At 70.4% G+C, this 21,657-nt stretch carries 16 protein-coding genes; 10 read left to right on the forward strand and 6 right to left on the reverse strand.

Going from position 1 to position 21,657, the window contains the following annotated elements:
- Window positions 1-435 precede the first annotated feature (435 nt).
- The 3 genes from ACSDR0_RS36550 to ACSDR0_RS36560 all read left to right on the forward strand — a co-directional run bounded on the left by ACSDR0_RS36550 (window position 436) and on the right by ACSDR0_RS36560 (window position 4,377).
- Window positions 436-2,382, forward strand: coding sequence for an ABC1 kinase family protein (locus ACSDR0_RS36550; protein WP_435293522.1), 1,947 nt, complete (start codon window positions 436-438; stop codon window positions 2,380-2,382).
- A gap of 61 nt (window positions 2,383-2,443) precedes the next feature.
- Window positions 2,444-3,682, forward strand: a complete 1,239-nt coding sequence (locus tag ACSDR0_RS36555; RefSeq protein WP_435293523.1) for an NAD(P)/FAD-dependent oxidoreductase — start codon at window positions 2,444-2,446, stop codon at window positions 3,680-3,682.
- Window positions 3,683-3,798: 116 nt separating this feature from the next.
- Window positions 3,799-4,377, forward strand: coding sequence for a GNAT family N-acetyltransferase (locus tag ACSDR0_RS36560; RefSeq protein WP_435293524.1), 579 nt, complete (start codon window positions 3,799-3,801; stop codon window positions 4,375-4,377).
- Between the two features lie 26 nt (window positions 4,378-4,403).
- Here ACSDR0_RS36560 and ACSDR0_RS36565 read toward each other — a convergent pair whose 3' ends face one another.
- Entirely contained in the window at window positions 4,404-6,014 is a 1,611-nt protein-coding gene (locus tag ACSDR0_RS36565) for a hypothetical protein (protein ID WP_435293525.1), read from the reverse strand.
- Between the two features lie 326 nt (window positions 6,015-6,340).
- On the opposite strand from ACSDR0_RS36565, the gene ACSDR0_RS36570 reads away from it, so the two are divergent.
- The 5 genes from ACSDR0_RS36570 (at window position 6,341) to ACSDR0_RS36590 (ending at window position 11,994) form a co-directional block, all read left to right on the forward strand.
- Window positions 6,341-7,015: an ATP-binding protein gene (locus ACSDR0_RS36570; protein WP_435293526.1), complete on the forward strand. Its 675-nt coding sequence runs from the start codon at window positions 6,341-6,343 to the stop codon at window positions 7,013-7,015.
- A gap of 469 nt (window positions 7,016-7,484) precedes the next feature.
- Window positions 7,485-8,555: a hypothetical protein gene (locus tag ACSDR0_RS36575; RefSeq protein WP_435293527.1), complete on the forward strand. Its 1,071-nt coding sequence runs from the start codon at window positions 7,485-7,487 to the stop codon at window positions 8,553-8,555.
- 268 nt (window positions 8,556-8,823) lie between these two features.
- Window positions 8,824-9,333, forward strand: coding sequence for a GbsR/MarR family transcriptional regulator (locus ACSDR0_RS36580; protein ID WP_435293528.1), 510 nt, complete (start codon window positions 8,824-8,826; stop codon window positions 9,331-9,333).
- 300 nt (window positions 9,334-9,633) lie between these two features.
- Window positions 9,634-11,007, forward strand: coding sequence for a serine hydrolase domain-containing protein (locus ACSDR0_RS36585; RefSeq protein WP_435293529.1), 1,374 nt, complete (start codon window positions 9,634-9,636; stop codon window positions 11,005-11,007).
- 132 nt (window positions 11,008-11,139) lie between these two features.
- Entirely contained in the window at window positions 11,140-11,994 is an 855-nt protein-coding gene (locus ACSDR0_RS36590) for a patatin-like phospholipase family protein (protein ID WP_435293530.1), read from the forward strand.
- 80 nt (window positions 11,995-12,074) lie between these two features.
- On the opposite strand, the gene ACSDR0_RS36595 is transcribed toward ACSDR0_RS36590, so the two are convergent.
- A complete protein-coding gene (locus ACSDR0_RS36595; protein ID WP_435293531.1) occupies window positions 12,075-12,356 on the reverse strand; it encodes a hypothetical protein in 282 nt (93 codons plus the stop codon).
- 547 nt (window positions 12,357-12,903) lie between these two features.
- Window positions 12,904-16,749, reverse strand: a complete 3,846-nt coding sequence (locus ACSDR0_RS36600; protein WP_435293532.1) for a S8 family serine peptidase — start codon at window positions 16,747-16,749, stop codon at window positions 12,904-12,906.
- A gap of 271 nt (window positions 16,750-17,020) precedes the next feature.
- On the opposite strand from ACSDR0_RS36600, the gene ACSDR0_RS36605 reads away from it, so the two are divergent.
- Window positions 17,021-18,355, forward strand: a complete 1,335-nt coding sequence (locus ACSDR0_RS36605) for a hypothetical protein (protein WP_435293533.1) — start codon at window positions 17,021-17,023, stop codon at window positions 18,353-18,355.
- Between the two features lie 120 nt (window positions 18,356-18,475).
- Window positions 18,476-18,991: a hypothetical protein gene (locus ACSDR0_RS36610; protein ID WP_435293534.1), complete on the forward strand. Its 516-nt coding sequence runs from the start codon at window positions 18,476-18,478 to the stop codon at window positions 18,989-18,991.
- A gap of 336 nt (window positions 18,992-19,327) precedes the next feature.
- Here ACSDR0_RS36610 and ACSDR0_RS36615 read toward each other — a convergent pair whose 3' ends face one another.
- The 3 genes from ACSDR0_RS36615 to ACSDR0_RS36625 form a co-directional block, all read right to left on the reverse strand.
- Window positions 19,328-19,768: a hypothetical protein gene (locus tag ACSDR0_RS36615; RefSeq protein ID WP_435293535.1), complete on the reverse strand. Its 441-nt coding sequence runs from the start codon at window positions 19,766-19,768 to the stop codon at window positions 19,328-19,330.
- The gene (locus tag ACSDR0_RS36620; protein ID WP_362698125.1) at window positions 19,761-20,030 is read right to left on the reverse strand and encodes a hypothetical protein; all 270 of its coding nucleotides are present in this window, start codon (window positions 20,028-20,030) and stop codon (window positions 19,761-19,763) included. Before ACSDR0_RS36620 ends, ACSDR0_RS36615 begins: the two co-directional genes overlap by 8 nt.
- 460 nt (window positions 20,031-20,490) lie before the next feature.
- On the reverse strand, window positions 20,491-21,267 hold the full coding sequence (locus ACSDR0_RS36625; protein ID WP_435293536.1) for a hypothetical protein: 777 nt from the start codon (window positions 21,265-21,267) through the stop codon (window positions 20,491-20,493).
- Between the last annotated feature and the right edge of the window lie 390 nt (window positions 21,268-21,657).

A 21,657-nucleotide genomic window follows, 5' to 3' on the forward strand; every position in this document is an offset into this window, starting at 1 on the left:
GCGCGCGTGGTGCTCATCGTCATGCTCCTGTGCGGTGGAGGGGTGTTGCCGTTCGGACACCACGAACACTAGAAACCGCCGACACTTCCTTCTGCGCAGGAATGCACACTCAACCCCCAAGGTGCACTATTACGGATTCGCGTGTCGGAATGTCATGGACCGCGTCCCGCCCTGTCGTCGTCCGCCCCGGGAGCGTTCCGTACCGGACCGGTTCCGGGCAGGCCGCCTCGGCCTGCCCGGAACCCCTTTGTCCTCGAAGCGGGTCATCTGGTCTGTTCGCCGTCGATCATGCTGCCCGTCCTGCCACCGCGCGTCATGGACCCATGGGGCGAGGGCATCGCCGGGCCACGGCCGGGGCGCTGGATCCCACCCCGCGACGAACATAACGAACACGACGAACACGACGGCGTACCTGACGGAGCGAACGGAACGAATGTGGACCTTCTAACGACCCTGACGCTCGTGATCGGTGTGCTGGTCCTGGTGACCGCGTTCACGGTGGCCGCGCGGCGCCTGCTCGACCTGCGGTTCGGGATCGTCCGCACGCTGCTGGCCGGGACCTTCGTGGTCCTGATCGCCGGACCGCTCATGAAGGCGTTCGCGGGAACGGTGGCCCCGGACGACCCCGGTGTCACCCCGATCTGGTTCTTCATCCTCGCCGTGGTCTGCGCCCTGCTCGCCGGGCTGGTACCCCTGGTGATCGCCGAGGCCCTGATACCGTCCGGATCGCTGCCGGGACCGCTGGAACTGGCCGGGGGGCTGCGCCGTCACCTGATCCGCTCGCGCCGCTACCTCCGCATCACGCGCATCCTCGTACGGCACGGTCTCGGACCGTACCTGCGCGGCCGGGACCCCGACCTCGGCGCGCCCTCCAGCAGGGCCCGGCTGGCCAGGTCGCTGCGCGAGGCCCTCGACGACGGCGGGGTCACGTTCGTGAAACTGGGCCAGATCCTGTCCACCCGGAGCGACCTGCTGCCGGTGGAGTTCGTCGAGGAACTGCGCCTGCTGCAGGACGGCGCGGCCTCGGCGCCGTGGACGGAGATCGAGCCGGTGCTCGTGGCCGAGCTGGGCGGACCGGTGGAGGAGACCTTCACCGGCTTCGACCGCGAACCGCTCGCCGCCGCCTCGATCGCGCAGGTCTACCGCGCCCGGCTGCGGACGGGCGAGGAGGTGGTGGTCAAGGTCCAGCGCCCGGGGATCGCCACCGTGGTCGAGCAGGATCTCGACATCATCGACCGCCTCGCCCACTCGCTCGAACGGCGTACCCGGTGGGGGCGCGCGTTCGGTGTCGCCGCCCTGTCCAGGGGGTTCGCCGACGCGCTGCGGGAGGAACTCGACTTCCGGATCGAGGCCGGCAACATGGCCGCCGTGGCGGCGGTCTCCGCGGGCGAGCCGGTCCACGTGCCGATGCCGTACCCGAAGCAGTCCGGGCGGCGGGTGCTCGTCATGGAGTGGCTGGACGGCACCCCGCTGGGGGCCGCCGCGCCCGGCGGGCAGGCCGGGCAGGAGCTCGCCAGGACCCTGCTCGACACGTTGCTGCGCCAGATCATGCTGCACGGGGTGTTCCACGCCGACCCCCACCCGGGCAACCTCATGTTCCTCGCCGACGGGCGCCTGGCACTGCTCGACTTCGGCTCGGTGGGGCGGCTCGACGGCTCGCTGCGCGACTCGCTGGGGCGCCTGCTCGGCGCGATGGACCGGGGGGACCCGCTCGGGGTGAGCGACGCCCTGCTGGAGGTGGTGCCGCGGCCGGACGAGATCGACGAGCGGGAGCTGGAACGCGAGCTCGGCCGGTTCATGGCCCGGCACCTGCTCGCCGGCACCCCTCCGGACGTGCAGATGTTCGGCAGGCTCTTCCGGATCGTCTCCTCGCACGGCCTGTCCCTCCCGCCCGAGGTGGCCGCGGTGTTCCGGGCCCTGGCGACGATCGAGGGCACGCTCGCCCGGCTGGCCCCCGGGTTCGACATCGTCGCCGAGGCACGCGCGTTCGCGCTCCGTCACCTCACCGAACGCCCCGACCACCAGCGGGTACGGGACGAGGTCACCCGGGAGGTGCTCGGCCTGCTTCCCATGATGCGCCGCCTGCCCCGCCGGATCGAGCGGATCGCCGACGCGGCCGAGCACGGGCGCTTCAGCCTGAACGTGCGCCTCTTCTCCGACGAGCGCGACCGGCGGCACGTCACCGGGATGCTCCACCAGGTGCTGCTCACCGTGCTGGCGGCCACCACGGGTCTCATGGCCGCGCTGCTGCTCGGGGCCGACACCGGCCCGCGCGTCACCCCGGGGGTCGGGCTCCACCAGCTCATCGGCTACAACCTCCTGCTCGTCAGCGCCATCCTGGGACTGCGGGTACTGGTGGTCATCTTCCGGAGGAACGGGTGAACGGCCCGCCGCTTCCCGCGATCGTTGGAACCGTTGGGGGAATCGGAGTAGGAAGGAACCCATGACTACCGAGCAGAGTTTCGTCATCGTCGGAGCGGGCCTGGCGGGTGCCAAGGCGGCGGAGTCCCTGCGCGACGAGGGCTTCGAGGGCGCGATCACGCTGATCGGCGCCGAGACCGAGCCTCCCTACGAGAGGCCCCCGCTCTCCAAGGGCTACCTGCTCGGCAAGGAGGAGAAGGCCAAGCTCTACGTTCACGACGAGGGCTGGTACGCCGCCAACTCCGTGGAAACACTGCTCGGGCGACGCGCGACGTCCCTCGACCGGGCCGCGCACCACGTGGAACTCGACGACGGGAATCGCCTCCGGTACGACAAGCTGCTGCTCGTCCCCGGCTCCTCCCCGCGCCGCCTCGACGTACCCGGCACCGACCTGGACGGTGTGCACTACCTCCGCGACCTCGGCGACTCGGAGCGGCTGCGCGAGGCCGTCCGCGACGGCGGCAGGAGGGTGGTCGTCGTCGGCGCGGGCTGGATCGGGCTGGAGACCGCCGCGGCCGCCAGGGAGTACGGCTGCGAGGTGACCGTCGTCGAGCCGAGGGCGGTGCCGCTGCACGCCGCGCTCGGCCCCGAGCTGGGCGCCTTCTTCGCCGGCGTGCACCGGCGCCACGGCGTCGACGTACGGCTCGGCCGCGAGGTGACCGGGATCCTCGGCGCCGGGCACGTCCGCGCGGTCGCCACCCACGACGGGGAGGAGCTCCCGGCCGACATCGTGATCGTCGGTGTCGGCGTCAGCCCCAACACCGAACTCGCCGAGCGGGCGGGCCTGGCCGTGGACAACGGGATCCTCGTCGACGAGTCCCTCCGCACCGACGACCCCGACGTCTACGCCGCCGGTGACGTGGCCAACGCGTTCAACCCCCTGTACGGCACCCGCATCCGCGTCGAGCACTGGGCCAACGCCCTCAACGGGGGAGTGGCCGCGGCCAAGGCCATGCTCGGGCAGAAGGTGGTCTACGACAGGCCGCCGTACTTCTTCACCGACCAGTACGACGTCGGCATGGAGTTCTCCGGCTGGTTCGCGCCCGGCGGCTACGACTCCGTGGTCATCCGGGGGGACCAGGAGTCGGGCGCCTTCCACGCCTTCTGGCTCGCCGGCGGACGCGTCGTGGCCGGCATGCACGTCAACCAGTGGGACGAGGGCATCTCGCCGGCGCAGGAGCTGATCCGCGGCGGCGCGACCGTCGACCCCGACCGGCTCGCCGACCTCTCCGTGCCGCTGGCCGGCCTCGCGAAGGGCTGACCCGCTCCCGCCCCTCACTCTCGCCCTCTCCGAAGGAACCGGGCGGCTAACCCACCCGTCCACGGGTAAGGAGCCTTCCCAGGGGAGGGCGGCGCGACGGAAGCGAGGAGGCGGGAATGACCGACACGACCCCCACCGACGAGATGACCGTAGAGACGCACGGCCACCGGGAGGCACTGGCGCTGGCCGGGACGATCTGTGATCTGTACGAGGCGGTGTTCTCGCTGCCTCCGTTCGACGGAAACGCCGCGGAGTTCGCCAACCAGCGCTCCTACTTCCCCAAGCTGGTCGACCGGCCCGGGTTCCGGCTGACCACCGCGCGGTCCGGGCCGGAGTTCATCGGGTTCGGGTACGGATACCTGCTGCCGGCCGGCACCCTGTGGTGGAACACGCTGGCGGAGCCGGTCGACGAGGAGTTCGCGGCCGAGACCGGGACCAGGACGTTCGCCGTCATCGACTACGGGGTGCTGCCCGACCGGCGGGGCGCCGGAGCCGGGCACCGGATCCACGACGAGCTGCTGTCGGGATCCGGGGCCGAGCGGGCCACGCTCGCGGTGCAGCCCAAGGCCGTAAGGACCCGGGAGATCTACCGGAGGTGGGGATGGCGGAAGGTGTCCCACAAGCTGATGGACCCGCCGATCCCCGCCCCGGTCTTCGACATCATGGTGCTGGAGGAGATGCCCAGGGCGCGCTGATCGATCGTGAGGGGCAAGGCCGGCCGTCAGGCGATGAGCTGGAAGGCGTGCAGCTTCTCGTCCAGGGCGGCGACCTGCCGGGTCCTCGCCCACGGATTCAGCGTCTCGCGGACCTCCACCACCGAGCGGGCCAGCCGCGGCGAGGTGTTCCTGCAGGTGAGGCGGGCGGCCTCGCCGATCTGCTCGCACGCCTCGTCGATGGAGCGCAGCCGCAGGTGCCCGCGCGCCAGGTCCAGGCGGCTGAACGCCATGTTGCGGACGAACGCCGGGTCGATCCGGGCCAGGGACCGGGAGGCCATCTCGACCGCGGTCTGGGCGTCGCCCATGTCCAGCAGGCACTTGGTCTTGGTCGACAGATACTGCCCGTCACCGTAGAAATAGAGCAACTTGGCCCCCACGTCGCCCTCGCCCGCGTGACCCAGCTCGCGGCGGGCCTGGTCGAGGCTGGTCATGCACCGGGCATGGTCGTTGTGGCGGTCGCTCTTGGCCGAGCGGCGCAACACCGCCGAATAGGCGCGGGCCCCCACGTCGCAGGCGTACGACACCAGCAGCTTGCTGTTGGCGCGCTGCCCCCAGGCCAGAGCCCCCAGCGCGTGCTCGACGCCTTGGCGGGGATCGCCCCGCCAGGTCGCCAGCTGCGACCAGTTGGCCAGGACGAAGCTGTTCATCGCGTCGTCGTCGGCCTGGTGCGCGGCCAGTTTGGCCTGCTCGTAGTAGTGGTTCGCCCCGTTGAAGTCGTTGAGGTTGAACAGCACCCAGGCGGTGAACCGGCAGATGTTGGCCAGCAGCGACAGCAGCCGCTCGCGTACCTCTCCGGTCGACGCGGCCGGGATCAGCGACCGCACCAGGTGGTGCTGGGCGAGCACGGTCCCCAGTACCGACTGGGGGCCGAGGCTGTCCTCCTGGCGCATGCAGTGGTGCAGCACGGCGTCGATGTGGTCGACGGTGGCCTCGTCCACCCGGGACGGTTCGGCGGCGATCAGGGCGAGCCGGTCGAGCTCGTCGTCGTTGAGCCTGGCCAGCAGCGGAGAGGCCGCGGCCGCGGCGGCGGCGGCCCTGATCAGGGCCAGGACGTCGCGTCGTTTCATGCTCGCCGCCCACTGGGCGAGCGCCTGCACCAGGGCGTCGTACTCCTCGTCGCGCGAGGTCCCGAACGGGACGGGGCCCGTGGGCAGGGCGGGCATGGCCGCCAGCACCCCCTGGATGTCCTCGGGGCCGAGGCTGCCCGCCGCCCCGGCCGCCACCAGTGCCCGTCCACGGGAGCGGACGGCCGGCGTGTTGTGCTCGTCGGCATCGCGGTGATCTTCACCGTCGACCAGGTCGGCGGTGCGGCACTGGTAGATGCGGGCCAGCCGGTTGAGGCCGGCGATCGGCGGCTCGTTGCCGGTGGGGCCGGGCCACGCTTCCCACGACCCGAGTTTTCGGGTCGTCAGCGGCTCGTTCGGCCAGTACTCGTTCCATAGATGACAGACCTTGGCTTGTGTCAGGCGATGCGCCTCACGGAAGCCCTGACGGGAGTTCAGGTGCCAGCGTCGCATGAACTCGGCGGCGACCTCGGCCCACGTGAAACCATGTTCGCGAAGCTCAGCGCTGAAAGCGTCCATCTGCTGTTTGACGCTGCGCGGTGCACGTGGCATCGGCTCGGCCCCTCCCGGCGGGTTTCTCCGGCGGCGATTCTTCGGGCCGAACGTTACTGGTCGATCACGTTCGGTGACTGCCGAGTGCAGGAATCGGCGACCAGATCACCGCTTCCTGTCGCGCCATCGCTCTGCGGGGCGACTTGACGCCCGAGAGTGACGAACAGACTCGGTGTCGTCACCTGTTTCCAGCACGCTCCGTGCAGCAGGGTGGAGGACAACGCCGGAGCCGTCAGATTCGCGTGGTCTCACCGCTCGGGCGGGGGCGTCCCCAACTGCGCCGGGGGCGCGTGACCGAACCTCCGTTGAACTCCCTGGAGCCATCAATGACCGTGCTCCCCGTCGAACGGCCGGGACCGATGCACTCACCGTTTCACCCTGATCTGGACGCCGCCGACCACCTGTCCCCGGACTCCCCGGACTCCCCGGACTTCCTGGACTTCCTGGACTCTCGGGACTCCCAGGACTTCCTGGACGCGAACGAGTTGCGGCTGGCGGCGCAGCCGGCCGCGGCCTCCCGGGCGCGCGACTTCACGCGCGCGCAACTGCGGGCGTGGGGCCTGGAAGGGCTGTCCGACCTCTGCGTCCTGGTCGTCTCCGAGATGACCACCAACGCCGTCAAGGCCACCGCCGTCCCGCCCATCCCGTACGGCTACACCTGCCCGCACACCTCCGCCTGCCCGCCCGCCTGCGCCCGCGCGCGAACCGCCGGCCCGTATCCGATCCTCCTGCGACTGCGCCTCACCACCGAGGGCCTGTTCGCGGAGGTCTGGGACAGCTGCGAAGGCTCGCCCGAGGTCGCCGAGGCCGGGGAGGACGATGAGAGCGGCCGGGGCCTGAGACTCGTCGGCCTGTGCACCGACGAGTGGGGTCACTACCGCTCACCGAACGGCGGAAAGGTCGTCTTCGGCCGCTGGGCCCTGCCGCCCGCCTGGCACGGCCCGGCCGAGGCGCCCTCGCGGCCGTACGCGTACTCCAGGGGCCGCGTGGCGCGGGGGTGATCCCGGATGCCTTCCTTCCCGCGCCGGCCCGCCCCGTCATCTCGCCATGTGTGATTCCTTGGGAATCGTCCGGAAGCCAGTGGCTCCGTCCCACCGGGATGCTCGTCGTACGGTCCCGGTCGTTCGAGGCATCGACGTCACCCGCCTCCGCGTCCGTCATCGCGTCCGTCACCGTCACTGTGTCCGTCAGTGTCGGCGTCACCGTGTCCGCTTCCGCTACCCGTGACGGTAACGACGGGTATCTCACCTGCGTGGGGCATACGGGGGGATACCCCGTCGGGTCCGCGTTCGCGTCCGGCCACCGGCGCCGCAGCGCCTGCGCCGCCCCGCGGGCCCATCCGGCCAGGTGGGGCAGAGCGCGGTGGCCCTCGGCGGCCCGTGCTCCTCGCACCCCCTCAGGAAACGACCCTGAGGTTCGGCTGCGGCCGCCGGAGCCCGCCACCCTGCTCGCGAAGGGCAGAATGCCGGGATGGATACGATCCTGCGCGCCGCGAGTGAAGTTGTGGGTGCCGAGCTGTCCGATCCGGTCGACCTCGGGGGCAACCCGCGCAGCGTCGTCCTGCGCTGCCGGACGGCCGCGGGCGGCAGCGTCGTCGTCAAGAGCTTCGGTACGGATTCCAAAGGCCTGCGCGCCTTCACCGCGGAGGCGGCCGGGCTCTCGCTGGAGCTGGCCGGTCCCGAGCTGCTGGGCGTGGACGCCTCGGTCCCGCTGCTGGTGATGGAGGACCTGGGGTCCGCGCCGACACTGGCGGACGTGCTGCTCGGCGACGATCCGCAGGCTGCCCTGGACGGCCTGTCGGCCTGGGCGCGCGGGCTCGGGCGGCTGTCCGCCGCTTCGGTTCACCGGCGCGCCGACCTGGCCGCCCTGTCGGCCCGGTACGGCCTGGGCGTGCCCTCCTGGGACGAGGAGCCGTGGCTCGCCCGGTACGCGGCCGAGTTCCCCTCGGCGCTCGCCGGGATCGGGGTCGAGGCACCGCCGGAGCTGGCCGGGGAACTGGAACGGATCGCGACGACGGGCGCGGACGAGTATCTCGCCTTCACTCCCGGCGACACCTGCCCGGACAACAACCTGCTCACCCCGGACGGCCTGCGGCTCATCGACTTCGAGTCGGCCTGCTACCAGCCGGTCTTCATGACGGCCGCGTACTGCCGGATGCCCTTCGCCACCTGCTGGTGCGTCTTCACGCTGCCCGCGGGGCTGGCGGAGAGGATCGAGGAGACCTACCGCGCGGAGGTCGTCGAGGCGTACCCGGAGCTGGTCAGGGACGAGATATGGCAGCCCGGGATCCGGCGGGCGGTCGCGCTCTGGACGGTGTACATGACGGCCGACCTGATCCCGCGCGTGGCGGAGGACAGGCCGGCGCACCGGTTCCGGCGTCCTGTCCCGACGCTGCGGCAGCTGCTGAGATACCGCTGGGAGACGGCGAGCACCCTGGAGGAGTTCCCGGCCTTCTCGGAGACGATGCGGCTGCTGCTCCGGGAGGTGGCCGGAGGCTGGGACGTCCCCCCGCTGCCGGGATACCCCGCTTTCGGCGGTTGAGGAACCGGCGGGAACCGGGCCGGGGGAACCGGAGGGCAGGACCGGTCGGGCGGAGCAGGTCGGGCAGGTCGGGCAGGGCGAGAGCGGTCGGGCGGGCCGCTCGCTCGCCGTACGGCACGAGACAGGGGCAGGGCCGACCGAGCTGACCTGGGCCGATCGCGGTCGCATCGGCTCGCCGTGGCCGTCCACAAGTCTGAGACGACAAGCCAACCGCATCTCAAATGTCAGATATTTGCGTTATTTCAGTTATATGGGTAATGTCGGCTATATGGACTACGAGGCCGAGCTTGCCTACGCCGACGAGGTCGGCCGCCACTTCGCACGGCAGAACGGCCTGCCCCCGATGACCGGCCGGGTGGCAGGATGGCTCCTCATCTGCGATCCGCCGCAGCAGACCATCGCCGAGCTCAGCGAGGCGCTGCGGGCCAGCCGCACCGCCGTCAGTGGCGCCGTCTCCATGCTTGAGGAGTGGTCCTGGATCCAGCGCTCACGCGCCGCCGGTGAACGCGTGGACCGCGTCAGCATCCATCCCGCGATCTGGCTGAGGATGGTCGACAAGCCCTCGGAGTACGTCTCGCTCGGCGCGCTCGCGCGCCAGGGCCTCAAGGTGCTGGACGAGGCGCCCGCGGCCCGCCGGGCACGTCTCCTGGAGGGGGCCGCCTTCGCCGAGTTCCTCGTCGAGCGGATGCCCGCGCTCGCGGCCGAGTGGCGCGAGCGCCGCGACGCCCTGCGCGCCTCCGGTGAGCTGCCCGACGACGCCGGGGCGAGCCGGCCCTAGCTCGACGTCACCGGACCGTCCGCGAGGGCGGTCCTCCTCAACCCGGAGCCACGAGGGTCATCCCCCTCGGGGTTACGACGAAGCGTCACCGGGCCGTCTCCCGAGGGCGATTCCCTACCCCGAACTCCGTCAGGCCGTCCCTGAGGGCGGTTCCCCCTTTCCAGCTTTCCAGCCGGTGCTCCGACGGCACCGGTGTCGTCCGCATGCCCCGGCTCGCGTTCCCCTTCGACCGGTGGACGCCTCGCCCGGCATTCGAAGCCCGGCATTCGAAGCCCGGCATCAGAACTGAGGAGATCCCCCATGACTTTCGACTCCGCCCGCTGGCAGGCCCGGCTCGACGAGCTTCGCGCCGCCCACCGTGTGCCCGGGGCGTCGCTGGCCGTACTGGTCGACGGGAACGTCCACGAACTGGCCAGCGGTGTGCTGCACCGGGCGACCGGGGTGGAGGTGACGACCGACTCGGTGTTCCTGTCCGGCTCGCTCGCCAAGGTCTACACCGCCACGCTGGTGATGCAGCTGGTCGACTCCGGCGAGCTGGACCTCGACACGCCCGTCGTGAGCGTGCTGCCGGAGTTCGCCACCCCGGACCCGGAGGCCACCAACGCGATCACGATTCGCCGGCTGCTCAGTCACACCGGCGGGCTGACCTGCGACTTCACCTATGACTCCGGTCGCGGCGACGACTGCCTGACCAAGTACGTCGAGGCCGCCAGGCAGGTGGCCCTGGACTGCCGGCCCGGCACGGCGCTGTCGTACAGCAGCGTCGGGTACGCCGTGCTGGGCCGCGTCGTCGAGGTGCTGACCGGTCTGACCTGGGACCAGGCGCTGAAGGAGCGACTCCTCACCCCGCTCGGGCTGGAGCACTCGATGACGCTGCCCGAGGAGGCGCTGCGGTTCCGCGTGGCCATGAGCCACCTGGGGGAGCCGGGAGCCGACCCCGACCCGGCCCCGGCCTGGGACCTGATGCCGCGCTCCGCCGGGCCGTACGGCAGGGTCATCATCTCCGCGGGCGACGTCGCCCGGTTCGCGCGGGCGCATCTGGACGGCGGCGTCGCCCCCGACGGCACCCGCGTCCTGTCCGCCGACGCCGTCGCGGAGATGCGGCGGCGCGTGGTCGACAGCCCGGACAAGTGGACCGTCAGCGCCGACGGCTGGGGCCTGGGCTGGACCCTGTACGACTGGGACGGCGTCCCAGGTTACGGCCACGACGGCGCCGCGATCGGCCAGTACTCCTACTTGCGCGTCATCCCGCACGCGGGGGTGGCCGTCGTCCTGCTGGCCAACGGCGGCCGCACCGGCGGGCTGTACGCCGACCTGTTCCGGGAACTGCTGGACGAGCTGGCCGGGGTGCGCATGCCGGACGCCTTCGGACCGGCGGCGAACCCGCCCGCGGTGGACATGACCCGGCTGGTGGGCACCTACCGGCGCGAGGGCGTCGTCACCACCGTCACCCAGGACGACGACGGCGCGCACATCCGGTACGAGTTCGTCGACGGCATGAAGGACTTCTCCCCGCCCCTGGAAATGGACCTGCTGCCGGTGTCGGAAACCGTCTTCGCCGCCTCGGGCGGCCCCTCCTTCGGTGAGGACCACATTCCCGTGGTCTTCTCCACCCTGACCGACGGCACCGAATGCGTGTACATCGGCATGCGCGTCACACCCAAGGTCGCCTGAATCCCGGCCCGGCTCCCATGCCGCCCCGCCCCGGCCGAGAAGCCGAATTCTGCGGACAGGAATCCGCCGACTTTTTATAAATCGCCGCAGAATGAATACGCGTATCCAATCTCCACGTTGGAAGGGGGCGCGATGGGGAGCAGGGCGCTGGTGCTGGGCGGCGGAGGCATCACCGGAATCGCCTGGGAACTGGGCATGCTCACGGGCCTGGCCGAGTCGGGCGTCGACCTGGGGCAGGCGGACCTCGTCGTCGGGACCTCAGCCGGAGCCGTCGTGGGCGTGCAACTCCTGTCGGGCCTCGATCTGGAGCAGCGGTACGCGGCCCAGCTGAGGCCACCCGGCGGGGAGGCGAAGCCGCGCATTCCCCACCTGTACCTGACCCGGCTGGTGTGGACCACGATCCGGGCCGGCGATCCGGCGGAGTTCCGGGTACGGATGGGCAGGATGGCACTCGCCGCCAGGACCCCGTCGGAGGCCGAACGGCGGGCGGAGATCGTCCGGTGGCTCGGGGGCGTCGTCACATGGCCGGAGCGCAGGCTGGTGATCACCACCGTGGACGCGAAGTCAGGAGAGTTCGTGACATTCGACGCGGCGAGCGGTGTCGATCTGGTGGACGCGGTGGCGGCCAGCGCGTCCACCCCCGGAGTCCGGCCGCCCGCGACCGTCCGTGGCCGTCGTCATATCGACGGCGGGATGCGTTCGGCGGCGAACGCGGATCTGGCGGCGGGCTACGAGCGGGTGGTGGTGCTGGCGCCGGTGACACGCGGGGGCGGGCCGATGCCCGCCGTGGCGGACCAGGTCGCCGAACTGGGGCCGAACGCGCGCGTCGCGCTGATCTCCCCGGACGAGGAAACCCGGCGGTCGATGGGGTCAAGCGCGCGGAACATGCTCGATCCGGCCCGTCGTCCCGCCGTGGCCCGTGCCGGCCGCGCCCAGGCGGCCGAGGCGGCCGGACTCGTGGCCGACGTGTGGCGAACGACCGGTTAGACCCAGGCGTGGAGTGGGCGGAGGCGCGCTCGCTCGGGCCCGCGAGAAGGTTCGCGCCGCCGGCACCCGTGCTTTCGTGATCAGCTCCCGAAGATCAACCAAAGGTTCCAGCCGCCGCCGGATGCCAGGCATTCGTAGTCATCGGCCCCGCCGGGATTGTGGGGCCACAGATACTCCTCGCCCACGGCGACGCACTCGCCGTGGGTCTGGTGGTGGCCGTGGTACTGCCAGTAGTCCATCGCGCTGAGGCTCGTGTCGCCGGCGCCCTGGCCAGCCGACGCGGCTGTCGCCACACCACCGGTGAACGCGAAGGCGACCACCGCGAAAAGTCCCGCCGACAGCGTGCGCATACGAATTCCCATGGGAAGACCCCTCCGAAGTACGATCATCGCCGCCCCTCATTGAATGGAATATTCACTTCTCTCGTAAGAGGACGGCAAAGGAGGCCCGAAAGGGCTAATAAGGTCTTTTGATAATGGGGTCGCAGCGTGAGGCCGGGATGGAACGATCCGTTTCCAGCTCGTTGAGCGTGCCGCGATGAGACCGGATCCGAAGAATGAAATGAAACTTTCCTCATCGGCCACGAGCCGCCTGAGCCGGTCCCGTCCGGAGACCGGAGCGGAACAGCCTCGCTCCCGGCCTCGCCGCGTACGAGGGGCATGCCCTCCACCCGACAGGCCCGTTCACCCGGCAAAACCCGTTCACCCGACAGGGCCCCGCCGCCTGGCAGGGCCCTGCCACGGTGCGTCTGGAGCGTGTACACGTACGCCCGGACTTACCCGGCACGCGGGCGGATCCGGGCGCTTTCGCACCGAGCCCGGCGAGGAACCGGCCAGCCGATCCGGCTGGCCGACCGATCCGGCCGACCGATCCGTTGCCGTCGGGCCCGCCGGGCTCGTCCGTTTCCGGTTACCTCAGCCCGAAGGCCCGCACGATGGTCTGGCTGATGCTGTTGCCCGCGCTGTCCCGGGCGCCGGCGCGCAGGGTGACCGTGCGGGCGTTGCCCGGGGCACGCAGCTTCGTCGCCCAGCCCTTCTTGTCGTGGTCGAGGCTCGCCCTGCTCCAGGTGGCGCCGTCGTCGTAGGAGACGTCCAGGGTGACGGTGCCGATCCGGCCCGAGTCCACCGCCGTCGCCAGGTGCAGCGGGGTGACGGTCAGCTCGGCCCGGCGGTCGGCCCGGCCCGCCCGGTCCACGTCGACGTCGTAGTCGAGCTGGATCAGCGGCAGGTCCCTGGTCGAGTTGCTCTCGACGTACCCCGTGGTGAAGTTCCACTCGGTCAGGGTGCGGGTCGAGTACGGATACACCGAGGCGCTGCGGGACGCCTCGTTGACCAGCCGGTAGGGAAGCCGGTCGGGGCTGACGATCGGCGCCAGCATCAGCGTCCGGTCGAGCCGCTCGGTCTTCGCCTGCTCCAGGAGGGTGTCGCCCTGGTAGAGCGAGAGGGTCTGCGTGGCGTCCGGGTTGAAGAGCGCCTCACCCGCGTGGCTGCCACCCGAGTCTCCCCAGGAGGGCACGATGACGACCAGCCCGTCGCCCGCGCGGGTCGGGAGCAGGGACGCCCCGTTCATCCGCGGGCGCTGGATCGGGCCGAGCCACCGCACCTCGCTGGTCGTGCCTCCCCGGTAGGTGAGGATGTCCGAGCGCTGCTGGGTCTCGTCCGGGATGACGTAGAGCGACTCGTGCCAGCGGACGGAGTCGTCCGTGGAGACCCAGTCGGTGCGCCTGCTCTGCGCCGGCAGCGCGCTGGTGTAGCCGCTGAACCCGGAGCGCAGGCCGTCCTGGAGATCGATGCGGATCTCCACGGCCGCGTCCTGCCTGTAGTTGTCGAGCGAGACGTCGACGCGGGCCAGGTCGTCCTTGCGGGGCCGGTAGGTCGGGTCGGCGGGGATGGCCCCCTCCCACTTGTGGACGAGGTCGTAGAGGTAGGCGACGGTCGGGTGGGAGACCACGCGCAGCGGCACCGAGCCGCGCTGAAGGCGGGTGATGAGCTGCTCGCCCTCGTCGCGGGTGATCGACGCCACGGCCAGCGGGGCGTCGGTCTGCACCGCGTCCCAGGCGTCGAGCCGGCCGCGACCGGGGTTGACGATCAGCAGGAGCTTCGCCCCGGCCTTCGCGGCGGCGTCGGCCTGTGCCTCCGGCGTGACGGACTCGCTCCACCGCACCACGGCGACCTTGCCCGATGCCCTGACCTTGGCGAACTCCGCCGCGGATCCCTCACCGGCGAAGACCGAGCCGTAGATCCAGCGTCCCTCGGGCAGCGGCTTGGAACGGGTCTGGATCAGCAGGTCGTCGAAGTCGTGCGTCTCCGAGGAGACCGCCAGGCGGGGCTGCTCGTCGCGCCAGCGCGCGGCGAACGTCAGCTTCCCGTCGGTGACCTTCTCGCCGGTGGGCTGTACCCAGAGGCTGTCGTGCTGCACGCCGAGGAGATAGGCGTCGGCCACGGCGCCGTTGCCGAAGCCCCGGTAGAAGTCCATCCTGGCCAGCGTCGTGGTCCGCGCCTGGTCCCTGCCGGGCGGCAGGACGGATTTGACCTGGCGCGCGGTGGAGGCGTCCAGGGTGATCTGCGTGTCACCGGTGAGGGAGATCTTCGGCTTGCTGAGCAGGACCCTGCCCAGGGAGTACGCGCCGTTGACACCTTCCACGTCGCCCCACATCCAGAGGGCGTAGTCGCCGGTCGGCAGCCGCAGCTCGGCGGTGCCGGACGGGTCGACCCCGTAGTACTCGAACGTCTGGTGACCGTCGGGCAGGTCCCGGGTGATCAGCAGGTCTCCGGCGAGGGGCTTGCCCGCGCGGTCCTTGGCGTGCACGGTGAGCTTCGCCCGCTCGCCCTCCTTGTAGAAGCCGATCGCGGTGTGGGCCAGCAGGGTGCCCTCGGCGTCCCTCGCGTCGAGCCGTGCACTGAGGTGGCCGTCGAGCTCGGCCTGGTCGACGTTCAGGATCACGTTCACCGTGGCGGTGCCGCGCGCCGGAACCGTGACCTGAGCCGCGGACAGGTCGAACAGGCCCTCGGGTGCCCCGCCGGTGACCGCGAGGTCGAGGGTGACCGGGTTCTCCCCGATGTTGGTGTAGGTGACCGGCCGCTCGCCCTTCTGTCCGGGGGCGTAGGGCCACCGGACCTTGACGTGGGCGGTGGCGGTGGCGAAGACGGTGTTCCGCGTGGCCGCCGCGACGTCGAGCATGCCGCCACCGACCTGGTAGGCGCTGAACTGCTGCAGCAGCTTGCTACTGCTGACCAGGGCGTCCTTGAGCTGCTGCCCGGTCCATTCGGGGTGGGTCTTCGACAGCAGGGCCGCCGCTCCCGCGACGTGCGGGGTGGCCATCGAGGTGCCGCTCATCGTCTGGTACGAGCCCTCGCCCTCGGTGGCGTACTGCGACCTGGCCGCCAGCACGTCCACGCCCGGCGCGGAGATCTCCGGCTTGAGCCCGTAGTCCTCCACGCGGGGGCCCCGGCTGGAGAACGGCGCCAGCGCCGTGCCCTTCGGGGCGACGCTCACCGCGGCCACCGACAGCGCGGCGTCCGCGGTGCTCGGCGCGCTGACCGTGCTCTCGTCGGGGCCCGCGTTGCCGGCCGCGATGGTGAACAGCGCGCCGGTCTCGGCGCTGAGCTCGTTGACGGCCTGGCTGAGCGGGTCGGTGCCGTCCGTGGGCCCGCCGCCGAGGCTCATGCTGACGATCTTGGCGCGCTGGTCGCGGGCGGCCCACTCCATGCCCGCGATGATCCAGGAGTCCTGGCCGCTTCCCAGGTTGTCCAGGACCTTGCCGACCAGCAGGTCCGCGCCCGGGGCGACGCCCTTCTCCAGGCCCGCGGAGGCGGCGCCGGTACCGGCGATCGTCGAGGCCACGTGCGTGCCGTGGCCGTGGTGGTCCTTGACGTCCTCGCCGGGGACGAAGGTGGCGGTGTTCTTGACCCGGTCCTTGAGGTCGGGGTGGTCGGCGTCGACCCCGGTGTCGAGGACGGCGACCTTCACCCCCTCGCCGGTGTTCCCTGCCGCCCACACCTGGGGGGCGCCGGTCTGCGCGACGGTGTCGGCCAGATTCGCCTTGACCTTGCCGTCGAGCCAGACCTTGGCGATCCCCGAGGTGAGGGAGGGAGCGGTCGTCGCGGTACGCGACTCCGCCCCCGGGGCCGAGCCGGTGAGCGAGGTCCAGAAGCCCGCCGTGCCGTCACGGTCGGCGGACAGCGCGGCGCCCTGGATGCTGCTGAGCGCGCGGACCTTCTCCGCCCCGGACGGCACCTTCTCGGCGCGCCTGCCCACCGCGTCGTCGGTGTAGGTGACGATCAGGGGGAGGTGGTCGCTGTGCGCGTCGTCGTAGCCGTCCGCGACGAGCCGCGTGACGTCGAACAGTCCCTCGTCGAGGAGCCCGGCGCCGACGTATCGCACGGCCGAGTCGGGATATACGTAGATGTGGTCGTCAACGGTGCTGACCCGGGCGCCGACGCGCCCGCCGTCCGGGCCCGTGATCGACACGACGGACAGGACACCGGCCACCCGCGCGAGCGTGACCTTGTCCCCGGTGATCAGGGTGACGGTGAACTGGGTCCCGGCTGCGGCCTCGACAGCGAGCTTCGCCGGGGTGTCCCCGGGAGCGTTCGCGGAGGCGGTCGCGGACGTTCGCGCGAAGGCTTTCGTTGTCGTGCCGGCGGATCCGGTGACGGCAGCGGCAGAGGCCGACACCGGCGAGGCCGCGAGGAGAACCGTGAGCGCGGAGGCGAGGGCGAGCAGCCCGTGCCTCCGTGGGGGAGTGCCGTGCAAGGAGTTTCTCCCGAAGTGGCTATGGTACAAAAAGATCAGGGGCCATGATTCGGGATAAAACGGGCGTATATCAACAATCCTGTATGGCTAATTTAGGACATGTCGTAATCCCGACAGGGGGATGGCGGCCGGGGAAACCACAGACGGCGCGACCGGACGTCCTGGAACGATGTCCCGGAACATGGGCGGTCACCCCGGCGAAGCGTCCACCTGATTGTCCGTTTGCCCACTTGGCCACGTACCTGGCCGTGCGTCTAACTAAGATCAACAGATGCTCAAGCCGCCCTCCGCAGCGCAGGTGACACCGCCCCCGAGAACGCGTCCGAGGGTGGGCCGGGTGCTGCGGCGGGTGGTCGCCGTCGCGGTCAGCGTCTGCGCGCTGCTGGGCGCGGTACGGCTCGTCGTGCCCGCCACCGCGGGCACGACCGACGAGCCGCCCGGGGTCCGGCGGCAGCTGACGTTCCTGCGCGCGGCGCTCGACGGCGGCGCCGGTGACCAGGCGCAGGGCCTGTTCCCCGAGGGATACTTCTTCCTGCACGCGCTGTACGGCCTGAGCTGGGTCGAGCTCGGCATGCGCGCACCGGATGGCGAGCGGTCGGCGGCGCTGCGCGAAGCGCGCTGGGCGCTGGCGAAGCTGGAATCGCCGTCCGGCCGCGCCCCGTTCAGCCCGGACCTCACCCCGCCGCACGGCGTCTTCTACCGGGGCTGGACCAACTGGCTGCGCGGCGGGACGCTCGCCCTGCAACCGTCCACGCGACGCGACCCGGCCGAGCTGCGCCGGTTCGCCGACGACTCCGCCGCCCTCGGCGAGGCGTTCGGCGCGTCGGAGTCGCCCTACCTGGAGGCCTACCACGGGCAGGCGTGGCCGGTCGACTCGACCGTGGCCATGGCGTCGCTGCGGCTGCACGACACGCTGCTGCCGCCCAAGTTCGCCGGCACCGCCGACCGGTGGCTCCAGGCGGTACGCCAGCGGCTCGACCCCCGCACCGGCCTGCTCCCGCACGAGGCCGAACCCGGCACCGGCGCCCCGGCCGAGGTGGCCAGGGGCAGCTCGCAGAGCCTCGGCCAGCGCTTCCTCGTCGAGATCGACCCGGCCTTCGCCGCCGACCAGTACCGGCGCTTCCGCGACCACTACGTCGTCTCCCCGCTCGGCATCGGCCCGGCCGTACGCGAGTATCCCGTCGGCATGGACGGCCCGGGGGATGTCGACTCCGGCCCCCTCCCACTCGGCGTGAGCCTCTCGGCGACCGCGGTCGCCCTCGGCACCGCCCAGATCCACGGCGACGCCCCCCTCGCCGAGGCGTTGGCGAACTACGGCGAACTGGCCGGCCTCCCGATCGACACTCCGTGGACCAAGAGATACGTCTTCGGTCTGCTCCCCATCGGTGATGCCTTCCTGGCCTGGTCGAAGACGGCCCGCCCCTGGGTGTCGTCAATCCCTTCCCCGCCACCGGCGACCATCTCGTGGTGGTGGCGCATGCCGCTGCTGGCGTTGCTGCTCGTCATCGGCGTCGCGCCCTGGCTGCCCGCCCTGCTGCGGCGCTACCGAGGAGGTCGAGCCCATCCCGGGGTTGCGGACGAGTCGGGCGGGGCGGCAACCGAATGAGACCGGCCTGAGCACTCCTGACAGAATGAGGTCGGCCACGTCTAAGAACATGATTGGTTTTTGGAGTGGGCTGTCTACTCAAACCAGGGCAACTCTGGAAGTGCCCTATACGATCTTCCGATGCCGACGTGGAAGAGTCCGCCAACGGCCCGTGGTTCGTGGGCGTGGTTCGTAACGGCGATAGGCGCTTCGCTGGTGCCATGGGCGTTGCTCGCTACGACGGAGGGCGAACGGTCCTCCCCTCCCCTGCCTTTGGCAATGCTCGCCACTTTCTTCCCCGGAGTCTCGAACCGGGAGTTCATAGCTTTCGATCTCTTCGTCATCGGCGTTCTGCCGCTTCTGCTAGGCGTCGCCGCCATGAAAAGATCTCGCACGCTGATCGGCACCGCCAGCGTGATCTGCGGTGTCCTGGCCCTGCTCCATCTGTGTCTCGTGCTGGGAGCGCTGCCGATAACCCTTCCGCCGGCGGACGCCACCCCGGACATGCTCGCCGGCAGCCAACCGGACTACTACTTCGGCACGCTCCCGGACGGAGGGCTCTGGGCTCTGGCTCCCGTCGCCTACGCGGTCAGCGTTATCGCACTCCTTGTCGCCGCCAGACGGAGAAGTCGCGACTCGATGCATCGCCGGCTTTGATGGGGGACGATCCATGGTGGCCGCTCACCCTTCCTCACAACGGTCCGACAATTGATCACGGTCTCGGATGCTGCGGACCTCGTTCTGCCAGGAGTTTTAAAGACCGGGATGAAATCCGCGGCCCGGGCCATCCGCTCGACGGTGTCGCCCCACCCACAATGAGGCCGGTCCGGAGACCGGGGAGAAACTCACTTGTTCAGTTTGCGAGTCTTGGCTGGATTCGTCCCGCAATGAGACCGGTCCGTAGACCGGGGTGAAGCATGCGGGCTTCGAGCCCGTGCTTGCCGTTCGTGCTGGTGAGAGCGACGGAGTACTCGATCGTGAGAGATGTTCTCCTTACTGGTCTGGGTCAGCGATCTCGATGATGTGCAGCGGCGCATCCAGGGTGCTCGACAGCCACGCCCACTTGGAGGCTTTGAGCGTGAGGATCGGGCAGATCGCCACGTCAGCGATCGCGGCCGCGTGGGCGTCGAACGAGTTGAGCTCGGTTGACGACATGAGATTCACCATGGCGGCGAGTTTCGCGGCCTGGGGGATGCCGTCAAGCGGAGCAACGGTGGTGCGTTCGAACGCGGCCAGGCCGGTGAGGAGCGCCTGCGCGTCCGGGAGGCCCTGGCTGTCGAGCAAGGCGCCGGCCGCCGTGAGGGACGGGATGACCAGGGAGTGACCTGCCTGGTCGAAGTCCTGCAGGAAGCCGATCAGATCGGCGTCACCGCGGGCGACATCGACGAGGACGCTGGAGTCGAGGATGTATGGGGTGGGGGTGAAGTCACTCACCGGGCGCCGCCGGGAACCCCTGCTCGGCGAGTTGGAGGTTCACGTGCCGCCGCATGCGCGCCACCCGGTCGGGGTCGGCGCTGCGGGCGCGTTCCCGCAGGAGGGCCAGGCCGTGCTGGTCGGCGATGCGTTTGGCGGCGACGGAGTCGTTGAAGACGGCGGCGACGCTGGTTGCTTTGCCGGTGGCGACCAGGTGTTCGGCGTATCTGGCGACGTCGGGGTCGACGGTGATCGTGATTCGTTCCTTCTTCTCTCCGCTCATACTCGGCATCATACCTAAACGGTGTTGGCTGGGCAGGAGCCGCAATGAGACCGGGGAGAAGATCGAGGCCGCCCAGGCGAAGCTCAACCCGCAATGAGACCGGTCCGGAGACCGGGGTGAAACCGAAGCTGTGGGAGAAACTGGCTCATGCCGACAAGCCCGCAATGAGACCGGTCCGGAGACCGGGGTGAAACGGTTCGCGAGCTGGCCATACAGCGAAAAGCAGTCAAGTCCATGTTGGAAAAGTGTCCGGTTTGACCCCATGACTGTTTGTCTGGGGTTAGGAACCCTCCAGGGAAAGCGTGCGTGCTTGGGGTTCCTAACCGCTGCCAGAAGTCGATGGCGTGGACCGAGGAACTCCAGCAGGGCAAAGATCGAGACGCTGTGCGTTTTCAAATGGCGAGGAGTGCGTACGAGACAGGATGCCCTCGCGGACCTGCTCTGACAACTTGCATTTCCCCTACGCCGTGAAGCGACGCCGTAGCGCTCGGAGGGCAACACGTGCAGAGCGGGTGCGTAGGAGCAGGGCCGTCAGGACGATGAGGGCCGCACCGACGGAGGCGTAGAACCAGGGGTTGTCCGGTTCCACGACTTGGAGCAGTGCGAGCGCGATTCCGGCCGGGACGGTGATGAGTGTGAACACCACCACCGCGCTGTTGACGTGGCGGGTCTCGTCTTCTCGGGTGAGCCGGTTGGCGTCGCTGATCTCGGTCAGAATCTGCTCGAAGCGTTCACGGAGGCCGTGCTGGCGCTGGTAAGCGGTCAGGAGCCGATTAGGGATGCCGTGGCTGGTGAGGTGCTGGGCCCACAGGCGGCGCCGGAAGGAGCCGACCTCTCGTTCCAGTTCGGCCATCGCCTCCGGACGGGGAGAGTCGAGCGCGGCCACACTGTGTTCCTCAAGGTGTCTGAGTCCCTGGTTCTGGAGCAGGCCGAGCATGAGGGCGTCCAGATAGATGGAGCGCACGTACAACTCCCCGTACCCGAAGAACCGATCCTCGGCCCCGTCGTCGGTGCGGACGCCGATCACGCCCACACCGTCGCGTAGGACGGCGGCGTGCCAGTCGACGGAGAGCCTGATGATCTCGCTGTCGGCCGGTTCGAGGTTCTGGGGGTCGGGTGGATAGTCCGTCAGGGTGGTGCGTGAGGCCAGAGCCCACAGCCACTGGTGTGTCGCGGGCCAGCGCCAGTATCGGGTCTGGCGATAGAGGCGAGGGAGTCCTCTGCCACCAGGGGTCACGAAGCAGACCGTGAAAGGGCGTCCGGGCTCGATCTTCGCCTGACCCTCGACAAGGGACTGCGGGTCGAAGCCGACGGGCGGCGCGTCCCGGCGACCAGCCAGGCCGCGCAACAGCGACAGGGGCGCCCCTCGCCGGGGCCGCAGGTGAATGGCGACCAGCCCGCAGACGTCCGGCTCGTCGGATGCCCGCAGCGCCTCGACGCCTAAGACCTCGACATCGCCGACGACACGGTGAACGGGGTCGTGCCAGCGGCGGGGGGCGATCGTCCCGCCCGTACAGGACGCGGGTGGCCTTGTCGCTGTAGTACTCGCTGCGCGCCTCGGCGGTGGAGCGCATCTGCCGATGTTGAAGGACCAGCGGCCCGGGTGCCCACTCGGGTGTGGAGGGGA

This window comes from Streptosporangium sp. G11, from assembly GCF_051192615.1.
Classification (GTDB): Bacteria; Actinomycetota; Actinomycetes; order Streptosporangiales; family Streptosporangiaceae; genus Streptosporangium.